This window comes from Kribbella sp. NPDC051718, from assembly GCF_040681515.1.
Lineage (GTDB): Bacteria > Actinomycetota > Actinomycetes > Propionibacteriales > Kribbellaceae > Kribbella.
On the sequence record NZ_JBFAYZ010000005.1, the window covers coordinates 14,486 to 40,595 of the forward strand.

A 26,110-nucleotide genomic window follows, 5' to 3' on the forward strand; every position below is an offset into this window, starting at 1 on the left:
CGACTTCTCGACCAGAGGATGGCCCTCTCCGAGCGAACGACCGGGTTCGAACCGGCGACCTCAACCTTGGCAAGGTTGCGCTCTACCAACTGAGCTACGTTCGCGTTGCAACCGGGTTTTCGTTCCCCTCGGTGCGAGAAGAACACTAGCGCACCGTGCGGGTGAGTTCAAAAACGGGGGTCACCTTCCGGCCCACCGCGTGTCATCGACTGGTCACTCGCGGACGCCGTGGCGGGCCCCGGATGCCTTGCGGCATAGGGTGTCCGGCGTTGGAAGGAGCAGGAATGAACATCTGGCTGAACGGCGCTCTTCAGGACGCCTCTGCCATCGCCGGCGGGGCGGCCGTCTCGCCGCTCGACCACGGCCTCACCACGGGTGACGGCGTCTTCGAGACCATCAAGATCGTCGACGGGCAGCCGTTCGCCGTCACCCGGCACCTGGACCGGCTGGTCGCCTCCGCGACCGGGCTCGGCTTGCCGGCGCCCGATCTGGCGCTGGTACGGGACGCGATCGCGACCGTCGTGAAGGCCGATCCGGACATCGCGTTCGGCCGGTTGCGGATCACGTACACCGGCGGGGTCTCGCCGTTGTCGTCCGATCGCGGTACCGACGGCCCGACGCTGATCGTCGCGGCCCAGGCGATCGAGAAGCCCGCACCGAGTTCCGCGATCGTCACGGTGCCCTGGGTGCGCAATGAGCGCAGCGCCGTCGCCGGACTGAAGACCACGTCGTACGCCGAGAACGTCCGGGCACTCGCGTACGCCAAGGAGCGTGGCGGCAGCGAGGCGATCTTCGCAAACACCGTCGGCGACCTGTGCGAGGGCACCGGCTCGAACATCTTCTGCGTCTTCGACGGCGAGCTCGTCACGCCGACGCTGAAGTCGGGCGCGCTGTCCGGCGTCACCCGCAATCTGGTGCTGGCGTGGTTCGGCGGAGTCGAGCGCGATGTGCCGCTGGCGAAGCTGGCCGAGGCCGATGAGATCTTCCTCACGTCGACCACCCGCGACGTCCAGGCGATCCATCGCGCTGACGACCGCGACCTGGCAGTACCGGGTGAGGTGACGACCGCAGTGGCGAAGGTCTTCGCCGAACGCTCCGCCGACGACCTCGACCCGTAACGGCGGACACGCCGGCCTCGCGGGGCGCGCAGCGTCCGTAGTACCGGCTGAAACGACAGCGTCCGGAGTACCAGACTGGTACTCCGGACGCTGTTCGTCGTCTATTCGCCGGCCGTCTTGCGGCGTTCGCGGTAGGCCGCGACGTGCAGCCGGTTGCCGCAGGTGCGGGCGTCGCAGTACCGCTTGGAGCGGTTGCGCGACAGGTCGATCAGCGCGTCGTCGCAGTCCGGCGCCTCGCAGCGCCGCAACCGCTCGCGCTCACCGGCCGAGATCACCTGGGCGAGCGCGATCCCGCACTCGACCGTGATCCGGCAGGTCAGCGACGAACCGTCGCGCGAGTAGTGGATGTGCCACGGGTGACCGTCGTGGTTGGTCAGCCGGGGCGTCGTCGTACCGCTCGCGACGATCGCGTTGATCATCGCCGCCGCCTCGGCATCGGACGCCGTCGTGAACACCGGCGCGAACAGCGGCCGAAGCTCCCGGATGTCCTGCAGGTCGGTCTCGGTCAGGTTGCCCACCGCGCTGAACTCCTGCTCGTGGACGAACTTCTCCAAATCCTCGAGCGTTGCCATGGTGTCCACCTGGCTACTCGGCCCGGGCAGCGTGTTCACCAGCCGGACCAGCGTGCCGAGCGCGTGCTCGGTGTCGTGCGAGAAAGTCACAATCACGTCTCCAACGCGACGGGGTCTCCGTCTTGCAGCAAGAGTAGCCCGGCCCGATTCGTACGTCGCGGACCAATGCGCTATGGTTTCACCCGCAACACAGTACGACGCAAGCAGATCCGGGCGATTGGCGCAGTGGTAGCGCGCTTCGTTCACACCGAAGAGGTCACTGGTTCGAACCCAGTATCGCCCACCCGAGATTAAGCCGGTCAGCCCCAAGGCGACCGGCTTTTGTCTTGCTCCTGTCGAACCCCACGCGCCCGCCGCCGCTCGCTCGTCCCTCGCTCCCAGCTCTGGCCGCTCCCACCCACCCTCTTTTGCCGCTCCTTCGTCGCGGTGACCGCGCCCCGCCGGCTCACCCTTGGACCAGGGGCCATCGGCCGCAAGTCGGGGGTTGCACCGTCAGGCGACGCCTAATGGCCAGGCCTGCCACTCAACCGACCCAGGGCGCTCGCCGCCGCTTCGAAGAAACTCCCTGACCGCCTCTCGGATCATTTCGAGCGGCAGTTCTGAGTCGAGCGGAAGTGCCTCCGGATGGCCGGCGTACTCATAGACAACCTCATCGTGCTGCGACGCTGTCCCGATGGCATACCAGACGCCTGCGGCCCCATCGACCGTTCCAGCGAACTTCATGCCGCCAAGCTTGCGCTCGGCGTTGATGCCTACGCGGAAGTCGTGGTCGGGATAGCCCTGCTCCGTCAACGGACGCTCGGTCAGGTACAGCGCAGCCATCGTGTGATCGAACAACTCGGCCAGGAGAGCATCCACCAACTGGTCGACGTCAGCGTCCGTCCGGATCACGACCGGTTCGTCGTCGTGTTCATGCCGGAAGTAGGCTTCAATGCTGTAGCTCATCTGTGCATGAGTCTTTCTACTCGGGATAGGTCCGCTTGAAGTTGTCAGGGCCATACACGGTCAGGCGGGCACCGTCCGGAAGGAACCTCCACAGGTTCCGGTGACAACCGTACGGACCGGGACAGGGCTTGTTGTTGATCGTGATCGTCGCATCGGCCAGACCTTCTCGGCGCATCCGCAGGGCGAACTTGACCTCGACATGCGAGCCGAGTGTGTCAGCGCCAGGCGCGATCCTGATCCGATGCTCCACCATGAACTGGTCGACAGCCGTCGTGTATTCATCAACCCCGCTGATCAGCTCGTGTTCGTGACCATCAGCGTCGATCCAGATACCGCGGGTCTTGTCTGTCGGCTCCCGCCGAGGAAGTCGTTCCAGAATCTCGCGGGCAACAGGCTCGAACGCGTCGGGTTGACCGTTTCTGTCTGCAACCTCGCCGTGCATTTCAGACTTCGGCGGGTTCCCGTTCTGCCGGCGGTCTTCGGGCGGCGTCCTCCTCGCTGGGACGCTGCGACTTTGCGGAATGCTGCCACCGGCCGGTTCCGCCGGGCGTCCGCCGCCGACCGCCCGGTCGGCCCAGTCACGGGCTTTCGGTGCGGCCTGTGCGAGGTAGCGTGACGCTTCTTCGCAGCGCCGGGCTGCTTCGTCCAGTTGCATCGCGGCCACTTGTGCCGCGGGGCTATTGGACAGGTGACCGACTTCCTCCGCGTTCTGCCGACATTTCTGCGCGGTACGGAGTAGGTAGTCCACTACCCGCGGCGCCTCCTCCAGAGCACCGGCCAAAGCCTTGGCGACCCGCTGAAGTTCGGAAGACATCTCTCCGTGCCCGCGGACTGCTAGATCTGATCGGCGTAGCTACGGCATCCCTGCGCAGCGATCTGCAACGACTCAACCGCCTGCTCGAGCGATCGTCCTGCAGCGTCCAGCAATTCGGAGATATCGCGGTCAGCGCCAGTGGCAGAGCCCGCGATGAGCGCCTGGACCTGAGCCCCGGTCTGTCCGAACTTCTGTCGGTAACCCGCCAGGCTGCCGGCGCCCTGTTGGGCTTCGGCCATGAGTTGATAGAGCTGAGCCTTCAACCGCTGGACGTCGGACATCGTGTGCCTCGCTTTCTGGAACGGCTGGCGCAGAGCGGAGTCGTTCGCCGCGCCGCGCCAGCCGGCTATTGGGTTCTTGCGGGTAGATCGGGCGGCCATGGCCTGCGCTAGACGGTGCCGCTCAGCCGGGGTGGGTTCGCGCATCGGCGACAAGGACGCACGCGCCTGTCGCGCTCTCGAAGTGCTCCCTGAAACCTGCCGTAGCATCAAGCGCGGCGAAGTGCAGCAGGCTCGGTACCACCACAGCCGCGACCTCGTACCGTCTGACCGCCTCGACCAAAGCCTCAAAGGCTGCAGGCCAACTGTCGGGCCGCTCGACGTAGGTGAATCCCATCGAGTAGCCCTCTGCTCGGGCGAACGCGGCGAACTGACGCTTCACACTGTCGACCTGATGGTCAGTGACCAGGAGTTGCCGCTGGAGATATCCGAGCAGCAGCGGCCGGGTGAAGTCCTCCTCAAGGGCCCCTGGAACGTGACTCGCCGATGGAGTCGAATCTGGCGGCCCGACATCTCGCACCGCCAGCGGTGAATTCGCAGATCGATCTGATGTCATGTATCCAGAGTCAGGTGAGAGTGCCTTGCCTCTGCGCAGTCAGCGCCTTGCGAACTTTTATGCGCATTGCGTGGTCAGAACGGAGGTTGACTAGACGCACGACGGTCGCGGAAGGTTGGGCGAGATGCAGATCGGTGAGCGAATCGCGGCGTACCGCAAACGGCGCGGCATGTCGCAGGACGCCCTGGCCGGTCTGATCGGCATGTCGCGGTCATGGCTGTCCCAAGTCGAGCGGGGCATTCGCGGCGTCGACCGTCTGTCCACGCTGAACGACCTAGCAACCGTTCTGCGTATCGAGGTTGCCGACCTCATCGGCCGCGACTGGGTCCTGGCTCCTGACGCCGGAGAGCAGGTGACGGCTGTGGACGCCGTCCGCAGTCAGCTCGCTGGCTATCACCACCTGTTGGGGGAGCAGGTGACGCCTTGGCCGCTCCCGCAGCTCCGCAACGGTGCTGTCCTCGTGCACCAGGCGTACCAGGCCGCCCGGTACCAGTCGGCTACGGCGATGCTTCCCGACCTCATCCAAGCCGCCGACTCGTACGACGGCTATCAGGGCCGCGACGGGCGAGAGACGCACCTTGCGCGTTGCTCGGTCTACTCGGCCGCTGCGAAGCTCCTGACGAAGGTGGGGGAGCACCAGCTCGGCTGGCTCGCCGCCGACCGAGCGACTCACGCCGCCATGGCTGCAGAGTCCAAGACGGCGCAGGGAATGGCCGCATACCAGGTTGTCTGTGCGCTCCTGCGAAGCCAGCGCACCGACGACGCGGAGCGCGTCGCTGTCCGATCGGCAGAGAGCCTCATGCCGCTCACAAGCTCCGATGCCCCTGATGCCGTCTCTCTGGCCGGTTCGCTGTGGCTCATCTCGGCAGTGATCGCGGGCCGACGTTCCGACCGGGCAGCCTCCACCGAGCGTCTGGCGACTGCAGACCGCCTGTCTGGCCTGCTAGCCCACGACGGCAACCACTGGTGGACGGCTTTCGGTCCTACCAATGTGCTGATCCACAAGGCGTCTGTAGCTGCCGAGTTCGGAGACCCTGCCGGTGTCCTGCGGGTAGCGACGGAGATCGACACTGAGACTTTGCCGGCCGGACTCCAGGGTCGCCGCTCCCGCCTGCATCTCGACCTGGCATGGGCTCAGGCGCACGCGAAGAACGACATGGAAGCGATCCTCCACCTACAGCAAGCCGAACGCGTCGCCCCCGAGTCGATCCGCTACCACACCATCGCCCGCGAGCTGGTCCGCGAACTCCTCAAGCGCTCCCGCAAACCCACCCCAGCCCTAACCGCTATCGCAACCCGCGCAGGAGTCCTCGCGTGACCAATCGAACCCTCTACATCGTCGTCTGCGGCGCACCCCTCGCCTCCCGCACCGCAGACGGCGTCCAGGCCGCCCGAGCCAACGGCTGGGACCCCTACGTCATCCCCACCGATGCCGCCATGCCCTGGCTCGCAGACCAGGACCTGGGAGATGCTCCCGTCATCACCGGCAACCGCACCCCACATCAGCCGAAGCGCACCCCACCGGCCGACGCGGTCGCCGTCGTCCCCATGACCTTTAACACCCTCAACGCCTGGGCCAACGGCAACGCCAACACGTACCCGCTCACGACGCTTTGTTCCGCCCTTGGTTCGCGCACACCGACCGCAGCGACCCCATTCGCGAAGCGCGACTTAGCCGGTCACCCAGCGTGGCTTGCTTCGCTCGCGGTGCTCCGATACGCGGGGGTGACGATCGTCGACCCGCAGAGTGGATCAACCTCCGCAGTCGATGCAATTGCATCCGGAACTGGCGCGGAAGCCGCATCCGGCTTCAGCTGGGAATGGGTGTTGGCGGCACTCGATCCCCGCTAGACCTTCAGCGATGCGACCTGATCACACCAGGTGGGGCGCCACTGCCCGGCCTGTGAGGCGACTTCTTCTCGGTTCACAAACGCACAAGAGTCAGGCCCATTGGCCACCTAAGCAGATGAAAGCGTTGGCAGTGGGGGGGATCGGATCCACCCCCTAAACGTCGCAGGAAGCCATAGGTGGCCTGTGAGCGGTAGTCACAATCGATGTAATTCTTTGGTTATCGATCCGTTATGGCAGTATGGGGGCAGCACGATAGAAGACCCCGGTCGGGCAATCCGAACGAAGGTCGGAAGCCGAGCCGGGGTCTGCTGCGTCCTTTGCCGGGTACGCGCATCAGACCCTACCCACTCGTCGTGGGTGGCGTACACCAGGTGCGCCCTTGCAGGCTCGGCGGTGTGACTCCACGAGGAGAGACCGCGATCCATGAGCGTCACGATGTACCGCAGCCAGCACAAGCAGAAGAGTCAATCTCAGGCCGCCGCCGCGAAGCAGGCGGCGGAGCTTCGCCGGAAAGAAGCCGCCAAACGTCATGACGCCGCTAAGGCCCAGGAGTCCGCGTCCAGGACGTCCAGCCTCTACACGCAGAAGACGCGGCTGTCGGAGGCCAACCGCGCTGCCGCTGCTGCCAACAAGTACGGCAAGGACGCGGCGGAACTGGAGGCCAAGGCGGCGAAGTACGGAGCCGAGGCAGCTGGCCTCTGGGAGAAGCTGACCAAGGCCGAACTGACCGAAGCCAACAATGCCGAGCGGAAGCGCAAGGCAGCGGCTGATCAAGCGGAGCGCCGACGGAAGTCGGAAGCAGACCGCGCTGAGCGTCAGCGCAAAGCCGAGCAGTTGAGAATCGAGCAGGAAGCCGCTGCGCACCGTCTGAGCCTTGAACAACGCATCAACTGGACCGAGGCAAAGGCCGACCACGCCCTACGCCAGCTCAGCAAGCCGAAGCCCGAGCGTCTCCGCGTGTTGATGCTCGCCGCATCACCCGAGGGCGATCTGCGAATCGGCCGGGAGCAGGGCAAGATTCAGCGAGCCGTCGAGGCGACCTTGCACCGCGACTACGTGGATCTACGGCTGTGCCCATCAGCGACCACCGACGATCTGTTGGACGGCATCACCAAGTTCCGCCCGCATGTTGTGCATTTTTCCGGACACAGCAATGACCGGGTCATCGAGTTCGAGGCCGACGTCGACGACTTCCACGAGGGAGTGATCGTCACCGCAGAGGCTTTTGCGAACGCCTGTAGGGCGACCGACGATCCGCCCACTTTGATTGTGCTCAACTCCTGCGAGTCGGCTGGGCAGGCCGACGCCCTGGTCGATCTGTTCGCACCGTTGGCTATCGGAATGACTGGCACGATCGATGACTCGGACGCCATCACGTACGCGACTCGGCTCTACGCCGCGATCGCGAACGGCCAGTCCGTCAACTCGGCACACCTCTCGGCCCAGGCGGCGGTGCAGCTCCTCGGAGGCGAGCATGACCGGCCGCATCTGGCGGTCGCGAGCGACATCGACCCCGCGTCGGTGATGCTCGTCAAAGTGCCGGACGACGCTCACTAGCATGCGGACGACGTGTCCGAGACCATGGCGAGTCCAATGGTCTCGGACACGCTCCGAGGAATCGGCCGTCGCACACCAAGGGCAGCGAAAAAGCAGCAAGACGAATGGTTTGCCGCGACGGGAGATGACGGGCGACGCTACGGCGGCAGTCATCTACGAACCACCGCACGGCTATTGGGACGGCGCATCCGCCTTCACACCGAAGAGGTCACTGGTTCCAACCCAGTATCGCCCACGAGATCGATGAGCGACCTGTGTTCGCCGAAATAGGCGAACCTGGTCGCTCTCGTCATTTGTGCGGCGGCGCTTCGCTTGCCGCGTTGTGGAGGCTTCGCCATCCACACCCCCTTGTCTGTGGTTGAGTTTGCTAGTTGGCGTCCCGCGGTGGCTGACCCCGCGGCTCGCCTCGGGCTGTTGATTCGCGACGCTGTGCGTCTGCCTGGTGGGAACCCTGGACGGTGCCCCTTCATGGCAGTCACAGAGGGTCTCGGCGGCCACGTGCGAAGACTTTGCGGTGACGGGCTGACGTGGTGCGCGGTGCGTGCCAGAGTGAGGACGAGGCGCAAATGTCCCGCCACGCCCAGGAGGCGCCATGTCTGGCTCCGATCCGTCTCGATCCTCGTCTCCGCGCGCGAGCCGCCGCGCCTTTCTGGCCGGCTCAGGCGCTGTGGCGGCCGGTACCGTCGGCGCATCGCTGGTAGGACCTGCCGCCGAGGCGGCTGTCTCGTACGCCGATCCCGCCCTTGCAGCACCGACTGGACCTGATGCCGCCCTCGGGCCCTCGAAGTTCGACTCCAAGCTACGAAGATTGCTGCGGGACGTCGATCCCCAGCGGATCGGCGCAACGATCCAGCGGCTGACCGAGTTCGGCACCAGGCACACCCTGTCCACCCAGACCGATCCGGTGCGTGGCATCGGAGCGGCCACGGAGTGGGTAGGTCAGCAGATGGATGCCATTGCCGCCAGGTCCGGCGGCAACATGACGGTGCAACTGCAGTCGTTCATCCAACCGGTCGCCAGCCGGATCCCGGTCCCCACCAGAATCACCAACGTCATCGCTACCTTGAAGGGAACCGCGACACCCGAGCGGTTCTACGTTGTCACCGGCCACCTCGACTCACGAGTGACCGACGTCATGGACTTCACCAGCGACGCACCCGGTGCCGACGACGACGGATCCGGCGTCGCGTGTGTGCTCGAACTCGCGCGGGTGTTCGCGACCCATCAGTTTCCCGGCACGATCGTCTTCGCCACCGTTAGCGGAGAGGAACAAGGGCTGTACGGCTCCTCCTTCATGGCACAGCAGATGGCGGCGGCCGGCAATGACGTCCAGGGCATGTTCAGCGACGACATCATCGGGGCCAGCCGGTCTTTCGATGGCCACGAGCCCGACCCGTTCAGCGTGCGGATGTTCCTGGAGGGGGTTCCGACCAACGTGACGCCTGCCCAGATCTCCCTCCTGCAGTCCGCCGGCGGTGAGAACGACGGGCAGGCTCGCCAACTCGGCCGCTTCGTTCACTCGGTCGCGCCGCACAGCTTGACCGGTATGAAGATCCGGCTGATCTGGCGGCGCGACCGGTTCCTCCGCGCCAGCGACCACGTCTCGTTCCAAGGCCAGGGCTACCCGGCCGCCAGGTTCACCGAGCCTCGGGAGAACTTCAATCACGAGCACCAGAACGTCCGGATCGAGGATGGCGTGCAGTTCGGCGACCTGATCGAGTTCGTGGATATCGACTACATTGCCAGGGTGACCAGGGTGAACGCGGCTGCACTGTGGGGGCTTGCGTCCTCCCCAGGCACCCCCAAGAATGCCCAGATTCATACGACACCGCCTGGCATCCTCTCGGGCACCAACCTCACCGCGCTTTCCTGGAATGCCAACCCCGAAACGAACCTGACCGGGTACGAGGTGGTCCTGCGGGAGACCACGGAATCCGATTGGAGCAGCGCGGTTCCAGTCGGGAACGTCACCACGGCGACGCTCGACATCTCCAAGGACAACGTGCAGATGGGCATTCGTGCGGTGGACCGGAACGGGAATCGGAGCCCGGTCGCATTCCCCCGGCCCGTGGCCTAGCCGTCCGCCGGTCGTTAGTAATACCGGCGGAGAGCCGGCCAGGTTTGGGACCACGGTGCCTTCGTGCCGGAGCATAGGACCAGGGCGGTGCCTTGTTCTTCGTTGTCTGCGCCTACGCCGTTGTCGACGGTGCCTACTTGGTGGCAGTTGGTGAAGTTGGCTTCGTAGGTGGGGGTGCGTTCTTGTTCCACCAGGAGGACTGGGCCGTTCTGCATGTCTGAGGGGTGGGACCAGTCGTGGAAGCTCATGTGGCCTGAGTAGGGGCGGGGGAGGCCAAGAGCAGGCCCGTACTTCGTGAGCGCGCCGGCTTGGCCGTAGTTGCCGGCGAAGAGGACTGCTCGGGCGCGTTGGGCTTCGGGGATTTGGTGCCAGGCGGTGGCGGCCGCGGTGGTCAGTTCTTGCCAGCCGATCTGTTCGCCTTGTTCGGGGTTGATGGGGATGACGAAGTTGACTGCAGACGCGGGGAGGATCGGCAGGGTGAAAAGGGCTGAGGTCAGGGCGGTGAGGGTCAGGCCGATGGTCAGGGTGGTGCGGCGGGATCGGGTGCGGGCGGCGGTTAGCCAGTTGATGGTGGGTTGGCAGCCGGCTGCGATCAGTACCAGGAGTAGGGGGAGGGCGTAGTACGGCTTGCCGCCTAGGGCTAGTACTACGACGCAGATGATCGGGTAGGCGAGGGCGATCGGGCGGGCCCAGCGCAGGGTGGGGGAGCGCCAGAGGTTGAGGAAGCCGGCTATCCAGAGCGGGACCAGGAACGGGGAGAGCTGGAGGATCTGGAGCGGGACGAACATGATGCGGTTCTCAGTGCCGTCGTCCTCGCTGATTCCGCTGGCGACTGTGAGTTGGGGCCAGTCGTGGGTTGCTTGCCAGATCAGGTTGGGGGCGGCGATGAGGGCCGCTACGGCTAGGCCGGCGGGGAGCCACCAGGTACGGAGTACCGAGCGTGGGCCCGTGATCAGGACGGCTATCAGGAGTGCGCCTAAGGGAAGTACGACCAGGTACTTGTTCTCCAAGGCGATGCCGGCTGCTAGACCGAGGGCTACCCACCAGCGGGGGTTGTTGGTGTGGAGGAGCTTGATGGCCAAGAGCGCGATGGTCATCCAGGCGAGCAGGTCGTAGGTCGCGGTCGACGCCAGATGGCCTACGCCCATCACGAAGCCCGAGACGGCGGTGCAGATGGCGGCGAGGATCTGGGCTCGGCGGGTGGCGTTGAACTCGCGGGCGATGAGGGCGACCACGACGACGGTCAGTGCGCTGCTGAGCGTCGAGATCACCCGGATGCCCATCGGGGTCTCGCCGAAGATGGTGGTGGAGATGTGGACCAGCAGCGGCGTGAGGGGCGGCTGGTCGACGTACCCCCAGGCGAGGTGATCGCCGGCGACGAGGAAGTACAGCTCGTCGCGATGGAAGCCGTAGCGCCCGGACAGAGCGGTCAGTACGACGGCCAGCGCCACCGCGACCCCGGCCACCGGCCGCGTCGCGAACCCCACCCCGGGACGATTCATGGCGGCATGCTGTCAGCCCATCGGGTGCACCGGGAAGCTTTCGCCCTCAGCCGGGCCGGGGCAACAGGTTGGTATAGGTCAACCGGCTTACTTGCCTCGGGGGAGCAGGGCTGGTTTGGTATATCAACCTGTTGAGCGGGAAGGCGATCGCTGTGGTTCTGCTGTACGAGCGGATCAGTACGCATGTGCTCGAGGAGATCCGCAGTGGGGTGCTCGGGCCGGGCGACCGGGTCGCGTCGGAGATGGAGCTGGCGGCGCAGTTCGAGGTCAGCCGGATCACCTCCAAACGCGCTCTCGAGGTACTCCGGGAAGCCGGCCTGATCGAACGGATCCGCGGCAAAGGGTCGTTCGTCGTCAAGCACCTGCCGGACCTGGAGGGCGTGACCGCGCCCCTCAGAGGCACGCTCCGTCCGGCCCGCCGCAACCATGTTCCGGGGACGATCGCCCTGCTCATACCGGACGTCTCCGAGGCCTACGGGCTGGAGTTGCTGCAGTCGATCGAGGAGCACTGCGCCGAGGCGGGCGCGAATTTGATCGTACGGCGGACGCGCGGCCGTCAGTCGGACGAAGAGCAAGCGGTCGAGTCCCTGGTCGCGTCGGGCGAGGTGGACGGGCTGATCGTCTTCCCGGTGCACGGCGACTTCTACAACGCCAGCCTGTTGCGGCAGGTGCTCGACGGGTTCCCGCTCGTGCTCGTCGACCGGCATCTGTCGGGCATACCGGTGTCGGCCGTTCATACCGACAACGTCGCCGCGTCGCGTGCCTTGACCGAGCGGCTGCTCGATCGGGGGCATCGGCAGATCGCGTTCGTCTCTCCGCCGCCGTTGAACACGTCGAGTATCGAGGACCGGCTGGAGGGATTCCGGGCGGCGTTCGCCGGGCGGGCGCCGGGTCGGTACCAGCCGCATCAGCTGACCGAGCTGCGCAGTACGTTGCCGGGATCGTTCACGCCGGAGAGCGTCCGCTCCGATCTCGAGCTGATCCGGGCGTTCCGGAACCGCTTTCCCGAGGTGACCGCGTTCGTGGCTTGCGAGTACAACCTGGCCCGGATGCTGGATCGCGCGCTGAGACCGAGCGAGCTGGTGATCAGTTGCTTCGACTCGCCGGGTGATCCGATCGCCGGGCCACCCTTCCTGCATGTCCGGCAGGATCAGCGCGAGATGGGCCGGCAGGCGGTCGACCTGCTATTGGCCCAGCTCCGCGGCGAATCGGTCCCCAAGCTGTCCCTGGTGCCCTTCCGGCTGGTCGATGCCGACAACAACTGACTTTCGGCAGTACGCCGGGGAGCGCTCTCCTGTGTAGCGTCGGGGAGGTGAAGTGGACGCGCGCGGGGGATCTCGGCTTGTGGGCCGGACTCTCGTTGCTGGTGCTCACCGAGAGCGGCGCCCGCAACGATCCGCTCTGGATGCGGGCCGGCTGCCTCGCCGTACTGGCCGCTGCTGTCCTTCTCCGTCGTCGGCGTCCGGTGATCGGGCTGAGTCTGGTGATCGCCACCGAGGTGGTGATCCTGGCCGGCAGTCTCGGTACGACGATGGGCGTTCCGATCGCGCTGATCCCGGCGATCTCGTTGCTGAGTTACGTTTCCGGGCGGCGGGAGACGCAGCTACGGCAGTTCGTGATCATGTGCTGCGTCGAGCTGGCGGCGTTGCTGATCCTCAGCCTGACCGTGCATCGCGACGTACCGGTCACCGAGGCCGTACTGACCTGGCTGCTGATCTTGCTTCTCTCGCTGCTGGTCGTCGTCCTGCCGTGGCTGATCGGCCGGTACCGCGCGCAGCAGGCGTTGCTCGCCACGGCCGGCTGGGATCGCGCTGAACGGATCGAGCGCGAGCACCGGATGGAGATCACCCAGGAACGGCTCAGAGAGCGCTCCCGGATCGCCGAGGACATGCACGACTCGGTCGGCCACGAGCTCAGCCTGATCGCCCTGCGAGCCGCCGCACTGGAGGTCGACGCGGAGCTGCCCGAGCGGCATCGCCGAGCCGCCACCGAGCTCCGCGAGGCTGCCGCCACCGCGACGGAACGGCTCGGCGAGATCATCGGCGTACTCCGGGACGGCGAGGCGTCCGTCGTACCGGCGCAGGAAAGCGTGGCGGAGCTGGTCGACCGCGCAGCCGCGAGCGGGCTGGCCGTGAAGCTGGTCCAAGAAGGCAGCGCCGACCTGCCCCCGATGGTCGATCGAGCTGTCCACCGAGTTGTCCAGGAGTCACTCACCAACGCGAGCAAACACGCACCGGGTGCCGAGGTGTCTGTCACCGTCTCGTACGGCGACGACCAGGTCGACATCCGAGTGCTGAACGATGCTCCATCCGGCTTGGTGAACACCGACGCAGTTCGTGGGTCTGGTGGGCGAGGGCTGGCTGGGTTGAGGGAGCGGGTTCGGTTGGTGGGCGGGGTGTTGCGGGCAGAGGCTCGGAGTACCGGGGGATTTGAAGTAGTGGCTCGGATCCCGCGCGTGGGTGGGCGGGTCGAGGCCGAGGTGACGGCCGAGTCGGGGACGGCAGATGAACGGGCGACCGTACGCCGGAACGCCAGGCGCGGCCTGATCACCGCCGTCACCGTGCCGGTCGCGATCGGCGCCGTCGTCGGATTGGTTGCCCTTGGCTACTACCTGATCGTCGGGTACAGCTCGATCCTGCGGCCGGCCGACTATGACGCGCTCCAACTGGGGCAGCCGATCGACCAGGTGGAGACCCGGCTGCCGGCGATGCAGATGGTCGACCCGCCGAGTGACCGGGTGGAGCAGCCGAAGGAATGGACCTGCCGCTTCTACCGTCCGGACGTACCGTTCTCGACCACCTACGCCTACCGCCTGTGCTTCCAGAACGGAGCGCTGGTGGCCAAGGACGTCGTCCAAACCGGCTCGGTCCGACCCGAGCTCCCCGCCACCGAGGGCCGACCGACCACCGAAGGGACGCCGTGACGATCAGGGTGCTGCTGGCCGATGACGAAGCCATGGTTCGGGCCGGGGTGCGGGCGATTCTCGGCTCGGACGAGGCGATCGAGGTGGTTGCCGAAGCGGCCGACGGGCGGGAAGCCGTCGCACTTGCTCTGCGCCATCGACCCGACGTCGCCGTGCTCGACATCCGGATGCCCAGGATGGACGGTCTGGCGGCCGGTGCCGAGATCCAGCGGACCGTTCCGGAGACGGCCGTCGTGATGCTGACCACCTTCTCCGAGGACGCCTACATCGCCAAGGCACTCGGCGACGGCGCTAGCGGCTTCCTGCTGAAGTCCGGCGATCCTCATGAGCTCATCGCTGGGTTGAAGGCGGTCGCCGGAGGCGCGGCGTACTTGTCGCCGAAGGTCGCCCACCGGGTGATCGCCGAGCTCAGTGCCGGTACGGGCGGTGGCCGGATGGCACGCGCCGCGGCTGCCAAGGAGCAGATCGACGTACTGACGCCGCGCGAACGCGAAGTACTGGCCCTGGTCGGCGCGGGATTGTCTAATGCCGAGATCGCCGGCCGGCTGTACCTGGTCGAGGGGACGGTGAAGGCGTATGTCAGCGCGGTGCTGACCCGGCTCGCGGTGAAGAACCGGGTCCAGGCCGCGATCGTCGCCTACGAAGCCGGGCTGGTCGCGGATTGACCGTTACCGGCCAGCGCCGGTGGGCGGGCAGTATCCGGGGTGGCCGGCCGACGCTCCGGCGGGTGACATCGCCTGGACACCCGGTCATGGGATAGTGGGACCTCCCGGGCGGATCGTTACCCGGGATATCCAGCCCAGACACCCAGTTACCAGCCCCAGGGGAGCGGCAGCCCCGCCCCCCTCTCACAGAATCGGGGGATCTAGGTCGTGACCGACTCGCACAACTCCGGACAGCACAAGGACCGGGAAGCGGCAGCGGCCGAGGTCCGGAGGATGTGGCAGCCGACCCCGTCCTGGACCCAGCCGGATCCCAACCCAGCTCCCACCACGCCGCCACCCCCGCCTCCCGCGCAGAAGCCGCCGGTGAGCAGCCAGGCGACTCCCGACCCGGAAGAGGTCGAGGAGGAGGCAGTGGAGGAAGAGCAGCCGGACGCGCTGTCCCAGGAGTTCCCTGGCGACTCGTGGTCGCAGCCCGCCGAGACTCCCACCGCCACTCCGGACCCGTGGACCCAGCAGCCGGCAGCCGAGCCCGCTGCCGACGCGTGGTCCAGCCAGTCGTCTGCAGAGCCGGTCGCACGGAGCAAGGAACCTGCTGCGGACCCGTGGAGCAAGTCCGCTGGGTATGAGCCGACAGGCGAAGCCTGGACGCGTTCCAGTGAGCCCGCAGGCGACCCGTGGACGCAGCCCGCCCAGGAGCCCGGCCAGCCAGCAGGGCCTCAGCTCTCGCCTGCCGCCCAGCACTTCTTCCCGCAGGGCATTCCCGGTCAGGGCGCGCCGCCGCCGGATCGGCAGGTCTCGTACCGCGCTGACGAGTTGCTGCAGGCACTACCGCTGCCGCGGGAGGCTCCTGCCGAGAAGGGCGTTCGCAGCGTACTGCGCTTGCGCCCGGGCACCTCCGAGCGGCTGGAGCGCATTGCGCGCGCCACCGCGGCGACCGCCTTCCGGCGGCCCGTGACGGTGACGATCGCCAACCCGAAGGGCGGGTCGGGCAAGACGCCGACCACGCTGCTGCTGGCCGGCGCGCTCGGTCAGGCGCGCGGTGGCGGGGTAGTGGCCTGGGACAACAACGAGCTGCGCGGCAACATGCATCTACGCACGCACGACACCAACAGCCGCTCGACGGTGACGGATCTGCTGCAGGCGATGCAGATGCTCACGCAGCCGGATGCGCGGCTCGGGGACGTCGGGGCGTACCTGCGTCATCAGGTGTCGGGGCAGTACGACGTACTGACGTCGGCCACGACGACGTACGCGCAGATCGAGGCCAAGGACTTCGATCAGATCCACCGGCTGCTGAGCCGCTTCTACAAGGTGCTGGTGATCGACACCGGTAACAACGAGGGCTCCAGCAACTGGCGCGAGGCGATGAAGGCGTCCGACGTCCTGGTCATCCCGATCAAGTGGAAGAGCCTGTCCTGCGCCGCCGCCGTGCAGATGCTGGAGGAGCTCGACCACCAGGGTCCGGACGCGCAGCGGTTGATCCGCCGCGCGGTCATTGCGGTCAGCAACGGCCCCGGCGACGTCAACAAGGAGGTCGAGAAGCAGCTCCGCCCGTACTTCGAATCGCGCGCGGCCGCTGTCGTCGACATCCCCACCGACCCCCACATCGCCGCCGAGGGCCCCCTGGACCACTCAGCCCTCCAGCCAGCCACCCGCCGCGCAGCCCTCGAGCTCGCTGCCAAGGTAGCCGAACAAATCACCATCGCCCTCAACGTCCCGCGCTGAGCCCCGACCGCCCCGCCGAGAAGCTGCGGCCTTGAACACCAACTGGCGACCTTGAACACGTAATAACGTGTTCAAGGTCGCCATTTCATGTTCAAGGTGCCAGGTTCAGGCGTCGCGGCGGGTGAGGATTGCGGTGCCTGTGAGGAGGCCGGCTGCGGCCCAGACGATGAGTACCAGGAAGCTGAGGGTGGGGGACAGTGGGTCGGTGGAGCCTGACAGGAAGTTCTGGCCTGCTCCGCCGGGGAGGAGGGCGGCCAGCCAGACCAACGCCCGGATGCTGCTCTGGGCGAGCATCATCGGAATGACGATCAGGAACAGGAACGCGGCCGTGAGGGTGCCGGCGGTGCTTCTGATGATGAAGGCGATGCCGGCGGTGAAGAGTCCGGCGAGGGTCACGTAGGCCGCCACCGCGAGCAGGTCGACCACGAGGGCGGCCAGATCCCAGTCCGCCCATTGGCCCATCGCCAGGCCGCCGGTGACCGACGCGACGATGCCGAGCAGCAGGCCGTATAGGAACAGCACGGGCGTGAGGACGATGGCTTTCGCCAGTACTACGTTCGGGCGTACCGGCGTCCACTGCAGGGTCGAGCGGATGCTGCCGGTCGAGTACTCCGATGTCACCAGCAGCATCGCGAAGGCCGCGACCACGATCTGCACGATCGTCATCGCCGAGACCGCCACCCCGCCGACGGCCGTCTTCTCCATCACGCCTTCGTATGAGCGGTTCTCGTAGTCGTAGGCAGTTGAGAAGCCGAACTGCAGAGCCAGCAGGCCGGTCAGTAGCAGCGCGGCGATGATGTTGAGCCAGCTCGACCGGACCGTCCAGAGTTTCGTCCACTCCGACGCGACCGCGCCCCGCAGCCCGCTCGACCTGCGCTGGACGGTGATGGTTGCCGTCGTCATCGTTCTCCTGCCTCGACTAGTTCGGTCTGACCCTCGACCTGAGGTTCAGGGGTCCGGCGGTGGTGGCGGATGGCCTCGACGATCAGGGTCACGCCGAGCGCCAGGCCGATGCCGAGTGCGACGCCCTTGAGCGGGTTGTCCTCGAAGGCCTTGCCACCCAGGTAGCCGACGAGCGAGCAGTACAGGCCCCAGCTGACGGCGGCCAATGCCGCGAAGAGGGAGAAGTTGCGCAGCGGATAGCGGACCGCGCCCATCGTCAGCGTCACGGCGGTCCGCCCACCGGGGACATAGCGAGCGACCACCAGGACCAAGCCGCCGCGCTCTGACAGAGCATTGCGTGCCCAAAGAGTCAGCTTGTGCCGCTTCGTCCCCGGTTCGAAGCGATCGAGTAGCCGACCTCCCGCGCCTCGGCCGAGCGCATAGGAGACGTGGTCGCCGAGGAAGGCGCCGGCCGCGGCCATCGCGATCACGACGTACAAGTTGGGTCCGCCGGTCGCCGCGAAGACGCCGGCCGTGACGACGAGCGTCTCGCTCGGTATCGCCGGAAAGAACCCGTCCAGCGCGGCGAAGCCGAACAGGGCGAGGTAGATCCACCACGACGACATCAGTTCCTGGGTGAAGTGCAGGATCGAGTCGCTCATCCCGCCACCACCCCGTACTGGACGCTGTCCGCGGTCAGCTCCATGTACGCCTCCTCGAGCGAGGCGCGCTCGGTATGCAGCTCATGCAGCCGTACTCCGAGCTCGTGGGCGAGATCACCGACCCGCTCAGCCGGTACGCCGGTGACGATCAGCTGGCCCGGTAGCGATTCGACCTGCTCCGCTTCCGCGATCAGCCGATCCCGGAGTACCGCGAGGTCGACCTGCGACGGGATCCGGATGCGGACGGTCGTACGCGACGATCCCGCGATGACCTCGGCAATCGGCGCATCTGCGATCAATCGGCCGCGACCGATCACGACGAGCTGGTCGGCCGTCAGTTGCATCTCGCTCATCAGGTGGCTGGACACGAAGACGGTCCGTCCCTCGGTGGCGAGCCGGCGCATCAACCGGCGTACCCAGCGGACGCCGTCCGGATCGAGACCGTTCACGGGCTCGTCGAACATCAGCACCTCGGGATCCCCGAGCAATGCGCCAGCGATCCCTAGTCGCTGGCCCATGCCCAGGGAGAACTGCCCGGAGCGCTTGCGGCCGACCTCCTCCAGGCCGACGATCGTCAGCACCTCGTCGACCCGGCTGACCGGGATGCCGTTGCTGCGCGCCATCGCGATGAGGTGGTTGCGGGCCGTCCGACGGGGATGCAGGGCCTTCGCGTCGAGCAGGGCTCCGACCTTGGTGAGCGGGACCGGCCAATCGGCGTACGGGCGTCCGTCGACCAGCGCGCGGCCGGCGGTGGCGGTGTCGAGGCCGAGGATCATCCGCATCGTCGTCGACTTGCCCGCGCCGTTCGGGCCGAGGAAGCCGGTGACTCGGCCGGGGGAGATGGTCAGGTCCAGCGCGTCCACGGCGGTGGTCTCGCCGTAGCGCTTGCTGAGTGCTTCGAGGGTGATCACGCGGAGCCTTTCCCGGTTCGCCAGTGTCACTACGAACCTAGGAATCCGGGAGGGGCCGGCACATCGGACTATGGGAGGCAGCGACCCCTGACTTTCGTCAGGTGCGGGCGGTTCCGCGTCCCCCTGTGGATGGGCCGCAACGCTCGCCGGCGCGACTCGATACCATCTGCGATGTGACGGGCCGCGCACGGCGGACCGGCGTACTCGAGGAGTGAACGTGTCGGAAGTCAAGGTCCATCTGATCGGCGTCGAGGGCGAGGCTGAGCGGAGTGTGACCGAGACGACGACCGTCGGAGAGCTGTTCGCCGAGATCTTCGGTCAGGACCGCTCCGCCATCGCCGCCAAGGTCAACGGCGAGCTGCGCGACCTGGCCCGGGTGGTCGCCGACGGCGACGAGATCGAGCCGGTGCTGGCGTCGTCGCCTGACGGGCTGGCCATCATCCGGCACTCGACCGCGCACGTGCTCGCGCAGGCCGTCCAGGACCTGTTCCCGGACGCAAAGCTGGGCATCGGCCCGCCGGTCGAGAACGGCTTCTACTACGACTTCGACGTGGCCACTCCGTTCACCCCGGAGGACCTGGGCAAGCTCGAGAAGAAGATGCAGCAGATCATCAAGGAGCGGCAGCGGTTCAGCCGCCGGGTGGTCTCCGACGACGATGCGCGCGCAGAGTTGGCGAACGAGCCGTACAAGCTTGAGCTGATCGGCATCAAGGGCTCGGCCTCCGCGGACGCTGCCGAAGGTGCTTCGGTCGAGGTCGGCGCCGGTGAGCTGACGATCTACGACAACATCCGGCGCGACGACTCGGTCGCTTGGAAGGACCTGTGCCGCGGTCCGCACGTCCCCGCGACTGGATACTTGGGCAACTTCAAGCTGATGCGGGTCGCCGCGGCGTACTGGCGGGGGAGCGAGAAGAACCCGCAACTGCAGCGCATCTACGGCACCGCGTGGGACACCCGCGACGCGTTGAAGGCCTACCTGAACCACCTCGAGGAGGCCGCCAAGCGCGACCACCGCAAGCTGGGCACCGAGCTGGACCTGTTCAGCTTCCCCGACGAGATCGGCTCCGGCCTGGCCGTCTTCCACCCCAAGGGCGGCGTGCTCCGCAAGGTGATGGAGGACTACTCGCGGCAGCGGCACGTCGAGGACGGCTACGAGTTCGTCTACACGCCGCACATCACCAAGGCGCAGCTGTTCCAGACCTCGGGTCACCTCGACTGGTACGCCGATGGCATGTACCCACCCATGCACCTGGACGAGGAGCGCGGGCCGGATGGCGAGATCCGCAAGCAGGGTCAGGACTACTACCTGAAGCCGATGAACTGCCCGATGCACAACCTGATCTTCGACTCGCGCGGCCGGTCGTACCGGGAGCTGCCGCTGCGGCTGTTCGAGTTCGGCACGGTGTACCGGCTGGAGAAGTCGGGCGTCATCCACGGCATGACCCGGGCCCGCGGCTTCACCCAGGACGACGCGCACATCTACTGCACCCGTGAGCAGATGCGTGACGAGCTGAAGAACCTGCTGACCTTCGTGCTCGGCCTGCTGGCCGACTACGGCCTGGACGACTTCTACCTCGAGCTCTCCACCAAGAACCCGGAGAAGTTCGTCGGGTCGGACGAGGTCTGGGAGGAAGCCACCGACACGCTGCGCGAGGTCGCGGAGGGTTCCGGGCTGGAGCTGGTCCCGGATCCGGGCGGCGCCGCGTTCTACGGACCCAAGATCTCCGTCCAGGCGCGGGACGCGATCGGCCGGACCTGGCAGATGTCGACGATCCAGCTGGACTTCAACCTGCCGGAGCGGTTCGAGCTGGAGTACACGGCGCCCGACGGCTCCCGGCAACGCCCGGTGATGATCCACCGCGCGCTGTTCGGCTCGATCGAGCGGTTCGTCGCCGTCCTGACCGAGCACTACGCCGGCGTCTTCCCGCCGTGGCTCGCGCCGGTCCAGGTGATCGGCATCCCGATCACCGACGGCCACGTCGACTACCTGTACGAGATCGCCAAGCAGCTCAAGGCCGAGGGGATCCGGATCGAGGTCGACGCCTCCGACGACCGGATGCAGAAGAAGATCCGCAACGCCCAGAAGGCCAAGGTCCCGTACATGCTGATCGCCGGCGACGAGGACATGGCGGCCGGCTCGGTCTCCTTCCGCTACCGCGACGGCACCCAGAAGAACGGCATCCCGATCGCCGACGCGATCGCGGAGATCGTCGAGGCAGTCAAGAAGCGCGTCCAGGTATGACCGATCTCCCCGGCGATACGCCGTACGAGCTGGAGGGTGTGGAGGAGCAGGACGGGGTCGGTACGCCGGATCCGTTCCTGCGGTTGTGGACTCCGCACCGGATGGCTTACATCGCCGGGGAGAACAAGCCGACGACGGGTGAGGCGGGGCAGGGGTGCCCGTTCTGCCGGATTCCGGCGTTGGCGGATGTGGACGGGTTGATCGTCCGGCGGTCGGAGGCGGCGTACGCGGTACTGAATCTGTATCCGTACAACCCGGGGCATCTGATGGTGGTGCCGTATCGGCATGTTGCCGACTACACCGAGCTGACGCCGGACGAGGTGTCGGACGTGGCGACGCTGACGCAGCAGGCAATGCAGGCGGTGCGGATCGTCTCGGCCGCGCGTGGGTTCAACATCGGGATGAACCAAGGCGAGATCGCTGGGGCGGGGATCGCCGCTCATCTCCATCAGCATGTCGTGCCGCGGTGGGGTGGCGATGCGAACTTCATGCCGGTGATCGCCCAGACGAAGGTGCTCCCGCAGTTGCTGTCGGAGACTCGCGCCCTGCTCGCGAAGTCCTGGCCGACTACTTGATAAACAGCGGTAGCAGCGGGCCGACCACACCTAGAAGGGTTTCGAGTGGAACTTCGCGGGATGGGTTGGTCAGGCCGCTGACGCGGACGACGCGGCGGCCCTGGCGGAAGACGAGTTCGCCCTGGTCGGGCAGGTAGTAGCCGGGTTTGCCGATCGGTGCGAAGCGCGGCGGTGGGGTGCGGACCGCTTCTGGGATCGTGTCGGCGTGGAAGGACTCGACGATCGAGACGGTCGCGTCGAAGCTGCCCCAGATGCAGGTCAGCGCGCCGTTGACCCGGTAGTCGCGCCGGAGCTGGACCAGCGTGCCGATGAACTTCTCAGCCTCTGGCGTCGACAACTGACACGCTGAGTCCGTCTGGCGCGCAGTACGAAGCAAACTCGGTACTACGTCCCGCACCGCCCGACTGATCGCGACGGCCTTCACCCGGTCGATCCCAGTTGGATACCGATCGATCCCGCCGGTCGAAAGCACCCTGATCGCCCGGTCATCGACCGGGAACACCACTCGCGACGGGCTGATCCGCGCATCCGGCCCGAGCTCGGGCAGCAACTCCAGCGTCCCGGATCCTGCGGCCAGCCGATCAACCGAGTCCGGCTGCTTCGCCAGCGCGGTGACTCCGACGGTCACCGCCCGCCCGTCCAGCAGCAGCGTGCACAGGTCGAGTGCTGGTAACCCACCGTCGTTCCACGAGAACGGCTTGGCGGTCACCGTCACGCCGAGCTCCTTGCTCAGGGGCCAGGCGACCGCAGTACAGATATTCACGCCTGCCTCACCCGACGTCCCGTCCAACCCTTCCGCCTGAGGCGGCGCGATGGCAGTAGGCACCACCGCAGGCAGCACCGGAGTCGGCGGCAGCCCCTCGTTGGCCCGCCGAGCCACCGAACACGCCACCAGGAGCGCTCCGACGACGGTCCAGCACGCCGCTGTGCGCAGTACGGCCGCCGCCTTGGTCAGGCGTGGTGAGGCGACCGTCGGCACGGGGCGGGGTGCGATCATCTGGACCTCCCAGCTGGGTGGGGGAGACCGATCCGGTGTGCCCATGGTGCGCCTGGGAGTGGGGGCCGCGAAAGTCGTCCGGGGTGGCGCTTCACCTGCCGGTGCCCGGACTGGTCTACGATCGCGTCGCCATGCTTAACAGATTCCGGCAGTTCTGGACCAAGGTGATCTCACCGATCGCCAACCTCCTGCTCAGGCTCGGCGTGAGCGCCGATGCCGTCACGCTGGTCGGCACCATCGGCGTCTGCGCCGGTGCGCTGATCTTCTACCCGCGCGGCCACATCTGGCTGGGCACGGTCGTGATCACCTGCTTCGTCTTCTCCGATCTGATCGACGGCTACATGGCCCGGACCTCGGGTACGTCGTCGAAGTGGGGCTCCTACCTGGACTCCACGCTGGACCGGCTGGGCGACGGCGCGATCTTCGGTGGACTGGTGCTGTACTACGCGGGCAGCCACGGGCACACCCCGTGGATGGCGGGCGTGACGCTCTGGGCGCTGGTGATGGGCGCGACCACGTCGTACGCGCGGGCGAAGGCCGAGAGCCTCGGCCTGCACGCCAGCGGCGGCCTGGCCGAACGCTCGGACCGCCTGGTCTCCGTCCTGGTCATCGGCTTCTTCTCCGACGTCTTGAACCTCCCCATCCTCCTCAAGATCGTCCTCTGCGCCCTAGCGGTCGCCAGCACCATCACAGTCGTCCAGCGCACCCTCTCAGTCCGCAAACAAGTCCTCTCCGACCCCGCCAACGCCGGCCTCGGCACCCCAGCCGGTACTACGCCGGCCAGTCCGACGCCAGCAGCCGACCCAACGGACGGAGTGGCGCCGAGCGACCTTGGTTTGGGCGGTCCGGATGGCGGCACGCCTGGCACGCCGCCGAGCTCTTCCTGACCGGTGGAGGCTTTACGGCAGCGTGTGGTTGATCTGGCGTTCGCGGCGGCGTGGGCGCTGGTGCGGCGGTTGCCGGAAGGAGTCGTGTCGGCGGTCTTTCGGCGGGTGGCGGACTTCGTCATACGCCGGAACGGGCGAGGGGTGCAGCGACTGCGATCCAACCTCGCCGTCGTCCGGCCGGAAGCGACGAAGGCTGAGCTCGACGCCCTGACAGCTGCCGGGATGCGGTCCTATCTCAGGTACTGGCAGGAGGCGTTCCGGCTGCCTGAGTGGGATGACGAGCGGATCGTCGGCCGGGTGCGTACGGTCAACGAGAAGTTCCTCCGCGACGCCCACGACGCGGGCCAGGGTGTCATCTGCGCCCTCCCGCACCTGGCCAACTACGACCATGCCGGCGCCTGGGCCGGCCGTACCGGTATGCCCGTGTCGACCGTCGCCGAGCGCCTGCGCCCCGAGTCGTTGTTCGACCGTTTCGTCGCCTACCGTGCCAAGCTGGGCATGGAGGTGCTTCCCCTGACCGGAAGCGACGAGCACGTGTTCGGAGTACTGGCGGAGCGACTGCGATCAGGCGGCTTCGTCTGCCTCGTGGCCGACCGTGATCTCTCCGAGCGAGGCGTCCCGGTGACGTTCTTCGACCGCCGATCCCGGATGCCCGCCGGCCCCGCAGCCCTCAGCGTCCGCACCGGCGCCCCACTGATCCCCGCGACCCTGCACTACGACGGCCCCGATCTGGTCATCACCTTCCACGACCCGATCGACCGCACCGGCGGCCCGGCGCAGATGACCCAGCGCTGCGCCGACGCCTTCGCTCTCGGCATCGCCGAACACCCGCAGGACTGGCACATGCTGCAGCGAATCTTCTTGGACTGAGATGAAGATCGGCCTGGTCTGCCCGTACTCACTCGGTACGCCGGGTGGGGTCCAGAACCATGTCCGCGACCTGGCCGAGGCGTTGCTTGCCCTAGGCCACGAAGTCTCGGTGCTCGCGCCGGTCGACGACGACAACGGCCCGCCGTACGTCGTCTCAGCCGGCCACGCCGTCGGAGTGCCCTACAACGGCTCGATCGCCCGCGTGACCTTCGGACCCCGTACGGCCGCGCGAGTCAGGAATTGGCTGACGGAGGGCGCCTTCGACGTCGTCCACGTGCACGAGCCGATGACGCCGAGCGCCTCGATCATCGCGCTCTGGGCCGGTGACGGGCCGTTCGTGGCGACCTTCCACACCTGGCAGGTGCGTTCCCGGGCGATGAGTGCCGCGGCCGGATTGCTACGTCCCGCGCTGGAGAAGCTGGACGCGCGGATCGCGGTCTCGGAGAACGCGCGGTCGATGATGGTGCAGCACATCGGCGGTGAGGCGGTGGTGATCCCGAACGGTCTCTATACGGGCAACTTCGCGGGCCGGATCCGGCCCGAGTGGCAAGGTGCCCACGGGACGATCAGCTTCCTCGGCCGGATGGACGAACCACGCAAGGGGCTCGGCGTCCTGATGGCAGCCGTACCGAAGCTGGTCGCCATCCGGCCGCAGGTGAAGGTACTGGTCGCGGGCACCGGACAGGCTGACGAGGCTCGCCGGTCGCTGCCGGAGCACTGCCGGCAGAACGTTCTCTTCCTCGGCGCGATCGACGACGAGGCCCGAGCCGACATGTTGGCCGGCTCAGACGTGTACGTTGCCCCGCACCTCGGTGGCGAGAGCTTCGGGATCGTACTGCTGGAGGCGATGGCCGCCGGCGCTCCCGTGCTGGCGAGCGATCTGGCCGCCTTCCGGCAGGTGCTCGACGGCGGCCGGCTGGGCGAACTGTTCGAGCCGGGCAACCCGGATGCGCTTGCCACGCAGGCTGCCCGGCTGCTGGCCTCGCCGGACGAGCGCGAGAAGCTGCGGATGGCCGGCAAGGCCGCAGTACCGGCGTACGACTGGGGTGTTCTGGTGGGCGACCTCGTCGCCGTCTACGAGTTGGTCGCCAGGCGTTAGCGCAGTGAAGCGGCGGTGGCCGCGATGGCGTCGAAGTCGCCGGGGGTCGGGTGCCAGGGGAGTTGCAGCGGGTCGTCCTTGTACCGCGGGATGACGTGCAGGTGCGTGTGGAACACGGACTGCCAGGCGTCGGCGCCGATGCAGCTGAGCAGGTTGGCGCCGTCGGCGTCCAGCCGGTCGATCACGCGACTGACCAGGGACTGGGCGAGCAGTGTGGCGGCGGTCAGGTCTTCGGGAGCAGCCTCGCGCAGATCGGTCGAGTGCTCGCGCGGGATGACGAGCAGATGCCCGCGGGTGGCGGGGTTGATGTCCATGAAGGCGATCGCGCGCTCGTTCTCGGCGACCCGCTGGGACGGGATGGTGCCGGCCACGATCCCGCAGAAAAGACAGTTCTCGGTCATC

General features: G+C 67.1%; 26 protein-coding genes and 2 tRNA genes. 16 read left to right on the forward strand and 12 right to left on the reverse strand.

From position 1 onward, the window contains the following. Window positions 1-31 precede the first annotated feature (31 nt). Window positions 32-104 (reverse strand) — tRNA-Gly (locus tag AB0M15_RS19310). Between the two features lie 180 nt (window positions 105-284). Here AB0M15_RS19310 and AB0M15_RS19315 point away from each other — a divergent pair. Further along, window positions 285-1,118 (forward strand): aminotransferase class IV, encoded by an 834-nt coding sequence (locus tag AB0M15_RS19315; RefSeq protein ID WP_363820320.1) that lies wholly within the window; start codon window positions 285-287, stop codon window positions 1,116-1,118. Window positions 1,119-1,219: 101 nt separating this feature from the next. Here the strand turns inward: AB0M15_RS19315 and AB0M15_RS19320 are convergent, their stop codons facing one another. Further along, window positions 1,220-1,780 (reverse strand): CGNR zinc finger domain-containing protein, encoded by a 561-nt coding sequence (locus AB0M15_RS19320; protein ID WP_363820323.1) that lies wholly within the window; start codon window positions 1,778-1,780, stop codon window positions 1,220-1,222. 121 nt (window positions 1,781-1,901) lie between these two features. Between AB0M15_RS19320 and AB0M15_RS19325 the strand changes: the two genes are divergently transcribed. After that, window positions 1,902-1,973: transfer RNA gene (locus AB0M15_RS19325), tRNA-Val, on the forward strand. 209 nt (window positions 1,974-2,182) lie between these two features. On the opposite strand, the gene AB0M15_RS19330 is transcribed toward AB0M15_RS19325, so the two are convergent. The 4 genes from AB0M15_RS19330 to AB0M15_RS19345 all read right to left on the reverse strand — a co-directional run bounded on the left by AB0M15_RS19330 (window position 2,183) and on the right by AB0M15_RS19345 (window position 4,109). Further along, a complete protein-coding gene (locus tag AB0M15_RS19330; protein WP_363820326.1) occupies window positions 2,183-2,635 on the reverse strand; it encodes an Imm1 family immunity protein in 453 nt (150 codons plus the stop codon). Window positions 2,636-2,651: 16 nt separating this feature from the next. Further along, entirely contained in the window at window positions 2,652-3,383 is a 732-nt protein-coding gene (locus AB0M15_RS19335) for a DddA-like double-stranded DNA deaminase toxin (protein WP_363820330.1), read from the reverse strand. Between the two features lie 86 nt (window positions 3,384-3,469). Then, a complete protein-coding gene (locus AB0M15_RS19340; RefSeq protein ID WP_363820332.1) occupies window positions 3,470-3,874 on the reverse strand; it encodes a hypothetical protein in 405 nt (134 codons plus the stop codon). Continuing rightward, window positions 3,852-4,109: a hypothetical protein gene (locus AB0M15_RS19345; protein ID WP_363820335.1), complete on the reverse strand. Its 258-nt coding sequence runs from the start codon at window positions 4,107-4,109 to the stop codon at window positions 3,852-3,854. Before AB0M15_RS19345 ends, AB0M15_RS19340 begins: the two co-directional genes overlap by 23 nt. A 12-nt stretch (window positions 4,110-4,121) precedes the next feature. Here AB0M15_RS19345 and AB0M15_RS19350 point away from each other — a divergent pair, with 12 nt between their 5' ends. From AB0M15_RS19350 to AB0M15_RS19370, 5 genes are all read left to right on the forward strand, one after another. Then, window positions 4,122-4,259, forward strand: coding sequence for a hypothetical protein (locus AB0M15_RS19350; RefSeq protein WP_363820337.1), 138 nt, complete (start codon window positions 4,122-4,124; stop codon window positions 4,257-4,259). 148 nt (window positions 4,260-4,407) lie between these two features. Continuing rightward, on the forward strand, window positions 4,408-5,601 hold the full coding sequence (locus AB0M15_RS19355) for a helix-turn-helix domain-containing protein (RefSeq protein ID WP_363820340.1): 1,194 nt from the start codon (window positions 4,408-4,410) through the stop codon (window positions 5,599-5,601). Continuing rightward, complete coding sequence (locus AB0M15_RS19360; protein WP_363820343.1) at window positions 5,598-6,134, forward strand: flavoprotein; 537 nt, start codon at window positions 5,598-5,600, stop codon at window positions 6,132-6,134. The genes AB0M15_RS19355 and AB0M15_RS19360 overlap by 4 nt, the downstream gene beginning before the upstream one ends. Window positions 6,135-6,557: 423 nt before the next feature. After that, entirely contained in the window at window positions 6,558-7,691 is a 1,134-nt protein-coding gene (locus AB0M15_RS19365) for a hypothetical protein (RefSeq protein WP_363820346.1), read from the forward strand. A gap of 592 nt (window positions 7,692-8,283) precedes the next feature. After that, window positions 8,284-9,768, forward strand: coding sequence for a M28 family metallopeptidase (locus tag AB0M15_RS19370; RefSeq protein WP_363820348.1), 1,485 nt, complete (start codon window positions 8,284-8,286; stop codon window positions 9,766-9,768). Between the two features lie 14 nt (window positions 9,769-9,782). Here the strand turns inward: AB0M15_RS19370 and AB0M15_RS19375 are convergent, their stop codons facing one another. Further along, complete coding sequence (locus AB0M15_RS19375) at window positions 9,783-11,270, reverse strand: glycosyltransferase family 39 protein (protein WP_363820351.1); 1,488 nt, start codon at window positions 11,268-11,270, stop codon at window positions 9,783-9,785. Between the two features lie 131 nt (window positions 11,271-11,401). Between AB0M15_RS19375 and AB0M15_RS19380 the strand changes: the two genes are divergently transcribed. The 4 genes from AB0M15_RS19380 (at window position 11,402) to AB0M15_RS19395 (ending at window position 16,583) form a co-directional block, all read left to right on the forward strand. Next, window positions 11,402-12,535 carry a GntR family transcriptional regulator gene (locus tag AB0M15_RS19380; RefSeq protein ID WP_363820353.1) on the forward strand — a complete coding sequence of 378 codons (1,134 nt, stop codon included), beginning with the start codon at window positions 11,402-11,404 and terminating at the stop codon, window positions 12,533-12,535. Between the two features lie 47 nt (window positions 12,536-12,582). Further along, window positions 12,583-14,193, forward strand: coding sequence for a histidine kinase (locus AB0M15_RS19385; RefSeq protein ID WP_363820356.1), 1,611 nt, complete (start codon window positions 12,583-12,585; stop codon window positions 14,191-14,193). Beyond that, entirely contained in the window at window positions 14,190-14,858 is a 669-nt protein-coding gene (locus AB0M15_RS19390; RefSeq protein WP_363820359.1) for a response regulator transcription factor, read from the forward strand. The genes AB0M15_RS19385 and AB0M15_RS19390 overlap by 4 nt, the downstream gene beginning before the upstream one ends. A gap of 207 nt (window positions 14,859-15,065) precedes the next feature. Further along, the gene (locus AB0M15_RS19395; protein ID WP_363820362.1) at window positions 15,066-16,583 is read left to right on the forward strand and encodes a chromosome partitioning protein; all 1,518 of its coding nucleotides are present in this window, start codon (window positions 15,066-15,068) and stop codon (window positions 16,581-16,583) included. A gap of 105 nt (window positions 16,584-16,688) precedes the next feature. Here AB0M15_RS19395 and AB0M15_RS19400 read toward each other — a convergent pair whose 3' ends face one another. Genes AB0M15_RS19400 through AB0M15_RS19410 form a run of 3 tightly spaced genes read right to left on the reverse strand, consistent with a single transcriptional unit; the run spans window position 16,689 to window position 19,038 of the window. Continuing rightward, complete coding sequence (locus AB0M15_RS19400; RefSeq protein ID WP_363820364.1) at window positions 16,689-17,486, reverse strand: ABC transporter permease; 798 nt, start codon at window positions 17,484-17,486, stop codon at window positions 16,689-16,691. After that, window positions 17,483-18,127 (reverse strand): DedA family protein, encoded by a 645-nt coding sequence (locus AB0M15_RS19405; protein ID WP_363820366.1) that lies wholly within the window; start codon window positions 18,125-18,127, stop codon window positions 17,483-17,485. The genes AB0M15_RS19400 and AB0M15_RS19405 overlap by 4 nt, the downstream gene beginning before the upstream one ends. Further along, window positions 18,124-19,038, reverse strand: a complete 915-nt coding sequence (locus tag AB0M15_RS19410) for an ATP-binding cassette domain-containing protein (RefSeq protein WP_363820369.1) — start codon at window positions 19,036-19,038, stop codon at window positions 18,124-18,126. The genes AB0M15_RS19405 and AB0M15_RS19410 overlap by 4 nt, the downstream gene beginning before the upstream one ends. Before the next feature lie 217 nt (window positions 19,039-19,255). Between AB0M15_RS19410 and thrS the strand changes: the two genes are divergently transcribed. Together thrS and AB0M15_RS19420 are read left to right on the forward strand one after the other, a co-directional pair. Beyond that, the gene (thrS, locus tag AB0M15_RS19415) at window positions 19,256-21,280 is read left to right on the forward strand and encodes a threonine--tRNA ligase (RefSeq protein WP_363820372.1); all 2,025 of its coding nucleotides are present in this window, start codon (window positions 19,256-19,258) and stop codon (window positions 21,278-21,280) included. Then, window positions 21,277-21,855: an HIT domain-containing protein gene (locus AB0M15_RS19420; protein WP_363820374.1), complete on the forward strand. Its 579-nt coding sequence runs from the start codon at window positions 21,277-21,279 to the stop codon at window positions 21,853-21,855. Before thrS ends, AB0M15_RS19420 begins: the two co-directional genes overlap by 4 nt. Here the strand turns inward: AB0M15_RS19420 and AB0M15_RS19425 are convergent. After that, window positions 21,848-22,852, reverse strand: a complete 1,005-nt coding sequence (locus AB0M15_RS19425; RefSeq protein WP_363820377.1) for a hypothetical protein — start codon at window positions 22,850-22,852, stop codon at window positions 21,848-21,850. The two genes, AB0M15_RS19420 and AB0M15_RS19425, sit on opposite strands and share 8 nt — an antisense overlap. 131 nt (window positions 22,853-22,983) lie before the next feature. Between AB0M15_RS19425 and pgsA the strand changes: the two genes are divergently transcribed. From pgsA to AB0M15_RS19440, 3 genes are read left to right on the forward strand one after another with little or no spacing between them, the layout of a single operon-like run. Next, window positions 22,984-23,739, forward strand: coding sequence for a phosphatidylinositol phosphate synthase (gene pgsA / locus AB0M15_RS19430; protein WP_363820381.1), 756 nt, complete (start codon window positions 22,984-22,986; stop codon window positions 23,737-23,739). A gap of 3 nt (window positions 23,740-23,742) precedes the next feature. Further along, the gene (locus tag AB0M15_RS19435; RefSeq protein WP_363820384.1) at window positions 23,743-24,609 is read left to right on the forward strand and encodes a phosphatidylinositol mannoside acyltransferase; all 867 of its coding nucleotides are present in this window, start codon (window positions 23,743-23,745) and stop codon (window positions 24,607-24,609) included. Window position 24,610: 1 nt separating this feature from the next. Then, window positions 24,611-25,708: a glycosyltransferase family 4 protein gene (locus AB0M15_RS19440; protein WP_363820387.1), complete on the forward strand. Its 1,098-nt coding sequence runs from the start codon at window positions 24,611-24,613 to the stop codon at window positions 25,706-25,708. Here the strand turns inward: AB0M15_RS19440 and AB0M15_RS19445 are convergent. After that, window positions 25,705-26,109, reverse strand: a complete 405-nt coding sequence (locus AB0M15_RS19445; RefSeq protein ID WP_363820389.1) for an HIT domain-containing protein — start codon at window positions 26,107-26,109, stop codon at window positions 25,705-25,707. The two genes, AB0M15_RS19440 and AB0M15_RS19445, sit on opposite strands and share 4 nt — an antisense overlap. Window position 26,110 lies beyond the last annotated feature (1 nt).

Bases quoted from the DNA above. Each gene is read 5' to 3' on its own strand.
- AB0M15_RS19340 (WP_363820332.1), bottom strand. From the start codon at position 3,874: ATGCGCGAACCCACCCCGGCTGAGCGGCACCGTCTAGCGCAGGCCATG.
- AB0M15_RS19370 (WP_363820348.1), top strand. From the start codon at position 8,284: ATGTCTGGCTCCGATCCGTCTCGATCCTCGTCTCCGCGCGCGAGCCGC.
- AB0M15_RS19365 (WP_363820346.1), top strand. From the start codon at position 6,558: ATGAGCGTCACGATGTACCGCAGCCAGCACAAGCAGAAGAGTCAATCT.
- AB0M15_RS19350 (WP_363820337.1), top strand. From the start codon at position 4,122: ATGGTCAGTGACCAGGAGTTGCCGCTGGAGATATCCGAGCAGCAGCGG.
- AB0M15_RS19355 (WP_363820340.1), top strand. From the start codon at position 4,408: ATGCAGATCGGTGAGCGAATCGCGGCGTACCGCAAACGGCGCGGCATG.
- AB0M15_RS19440 (WP_363820387.1), top strand. From the start codon at position 24,611: ATGAAGATCGGCCTGGTCTGCCCGTACTCACTCGGTACGCCGGGTGGG.
- AB0M15_RS19400 (WP_363820364.1), bottom strand. From the start codon at position 17,486: ATGACGACGGCAACCATCACCGTCCAGCGCAGGTCGAGCGGGCTGCGG.
- AB0M15_RS19315 (WP_363820320.1), top strand. From the start codon at position 285: ATGAACATCTGGCTGAACGGCGCTCTTCAGGACGCCTCTGCCATCGCC.
- pgsA (WP_363820381.1), top strand. From the start codon at position 22,984: ATGCTTAACAGATTCCGGCAGTTCTGGACCAAGGTGATCTCACCGATC.
- AB0M15_RS19405 (WP_363820366.1), bottom strand. From the start codon at position 18,127: ATGAGCGACTCGATCCTGCACTTCACCCAGGAACTGATGTCGTCGTGG.
- AB0M15_RS19420 (WP_363820374.1), top strand. From the start codon at position 21,277: ATGACCGATCTCCCCGGCGATACGCCGTACGAGCTGGAGGGTGTGGAG.
- AB0M15_RS19445 (WP_363820389.1), bottom strand. From the start codon at position 26,109: ATGACCGAGAACTGTCTTTTCTGCGGGATCGTGGCCGGCACCATCCCG.
- AB0M15_RS19375 (WP_363820351.1), bottom strand. From the start codon at position 11,270: ATGAATCGTCCCGGGGTGGGGTTCGCGACGCGGCCGGTGGCCGGGGTC.
- AB0M15_RS19425 (WP_363820377.1), bottom strand. From the start codon at position 22,852: ATGATCGCACCCCGCCCCGTGCCGACGGTCGCCTCACCACGCCTGACC.
- AB0M15_RS19330 (WP_363820326.1), bottom strand. From the start codon at position 2,635: ATGAGCTACAGCATTGAAGCCTACTTCCGGCATGAACACGACGACGAA.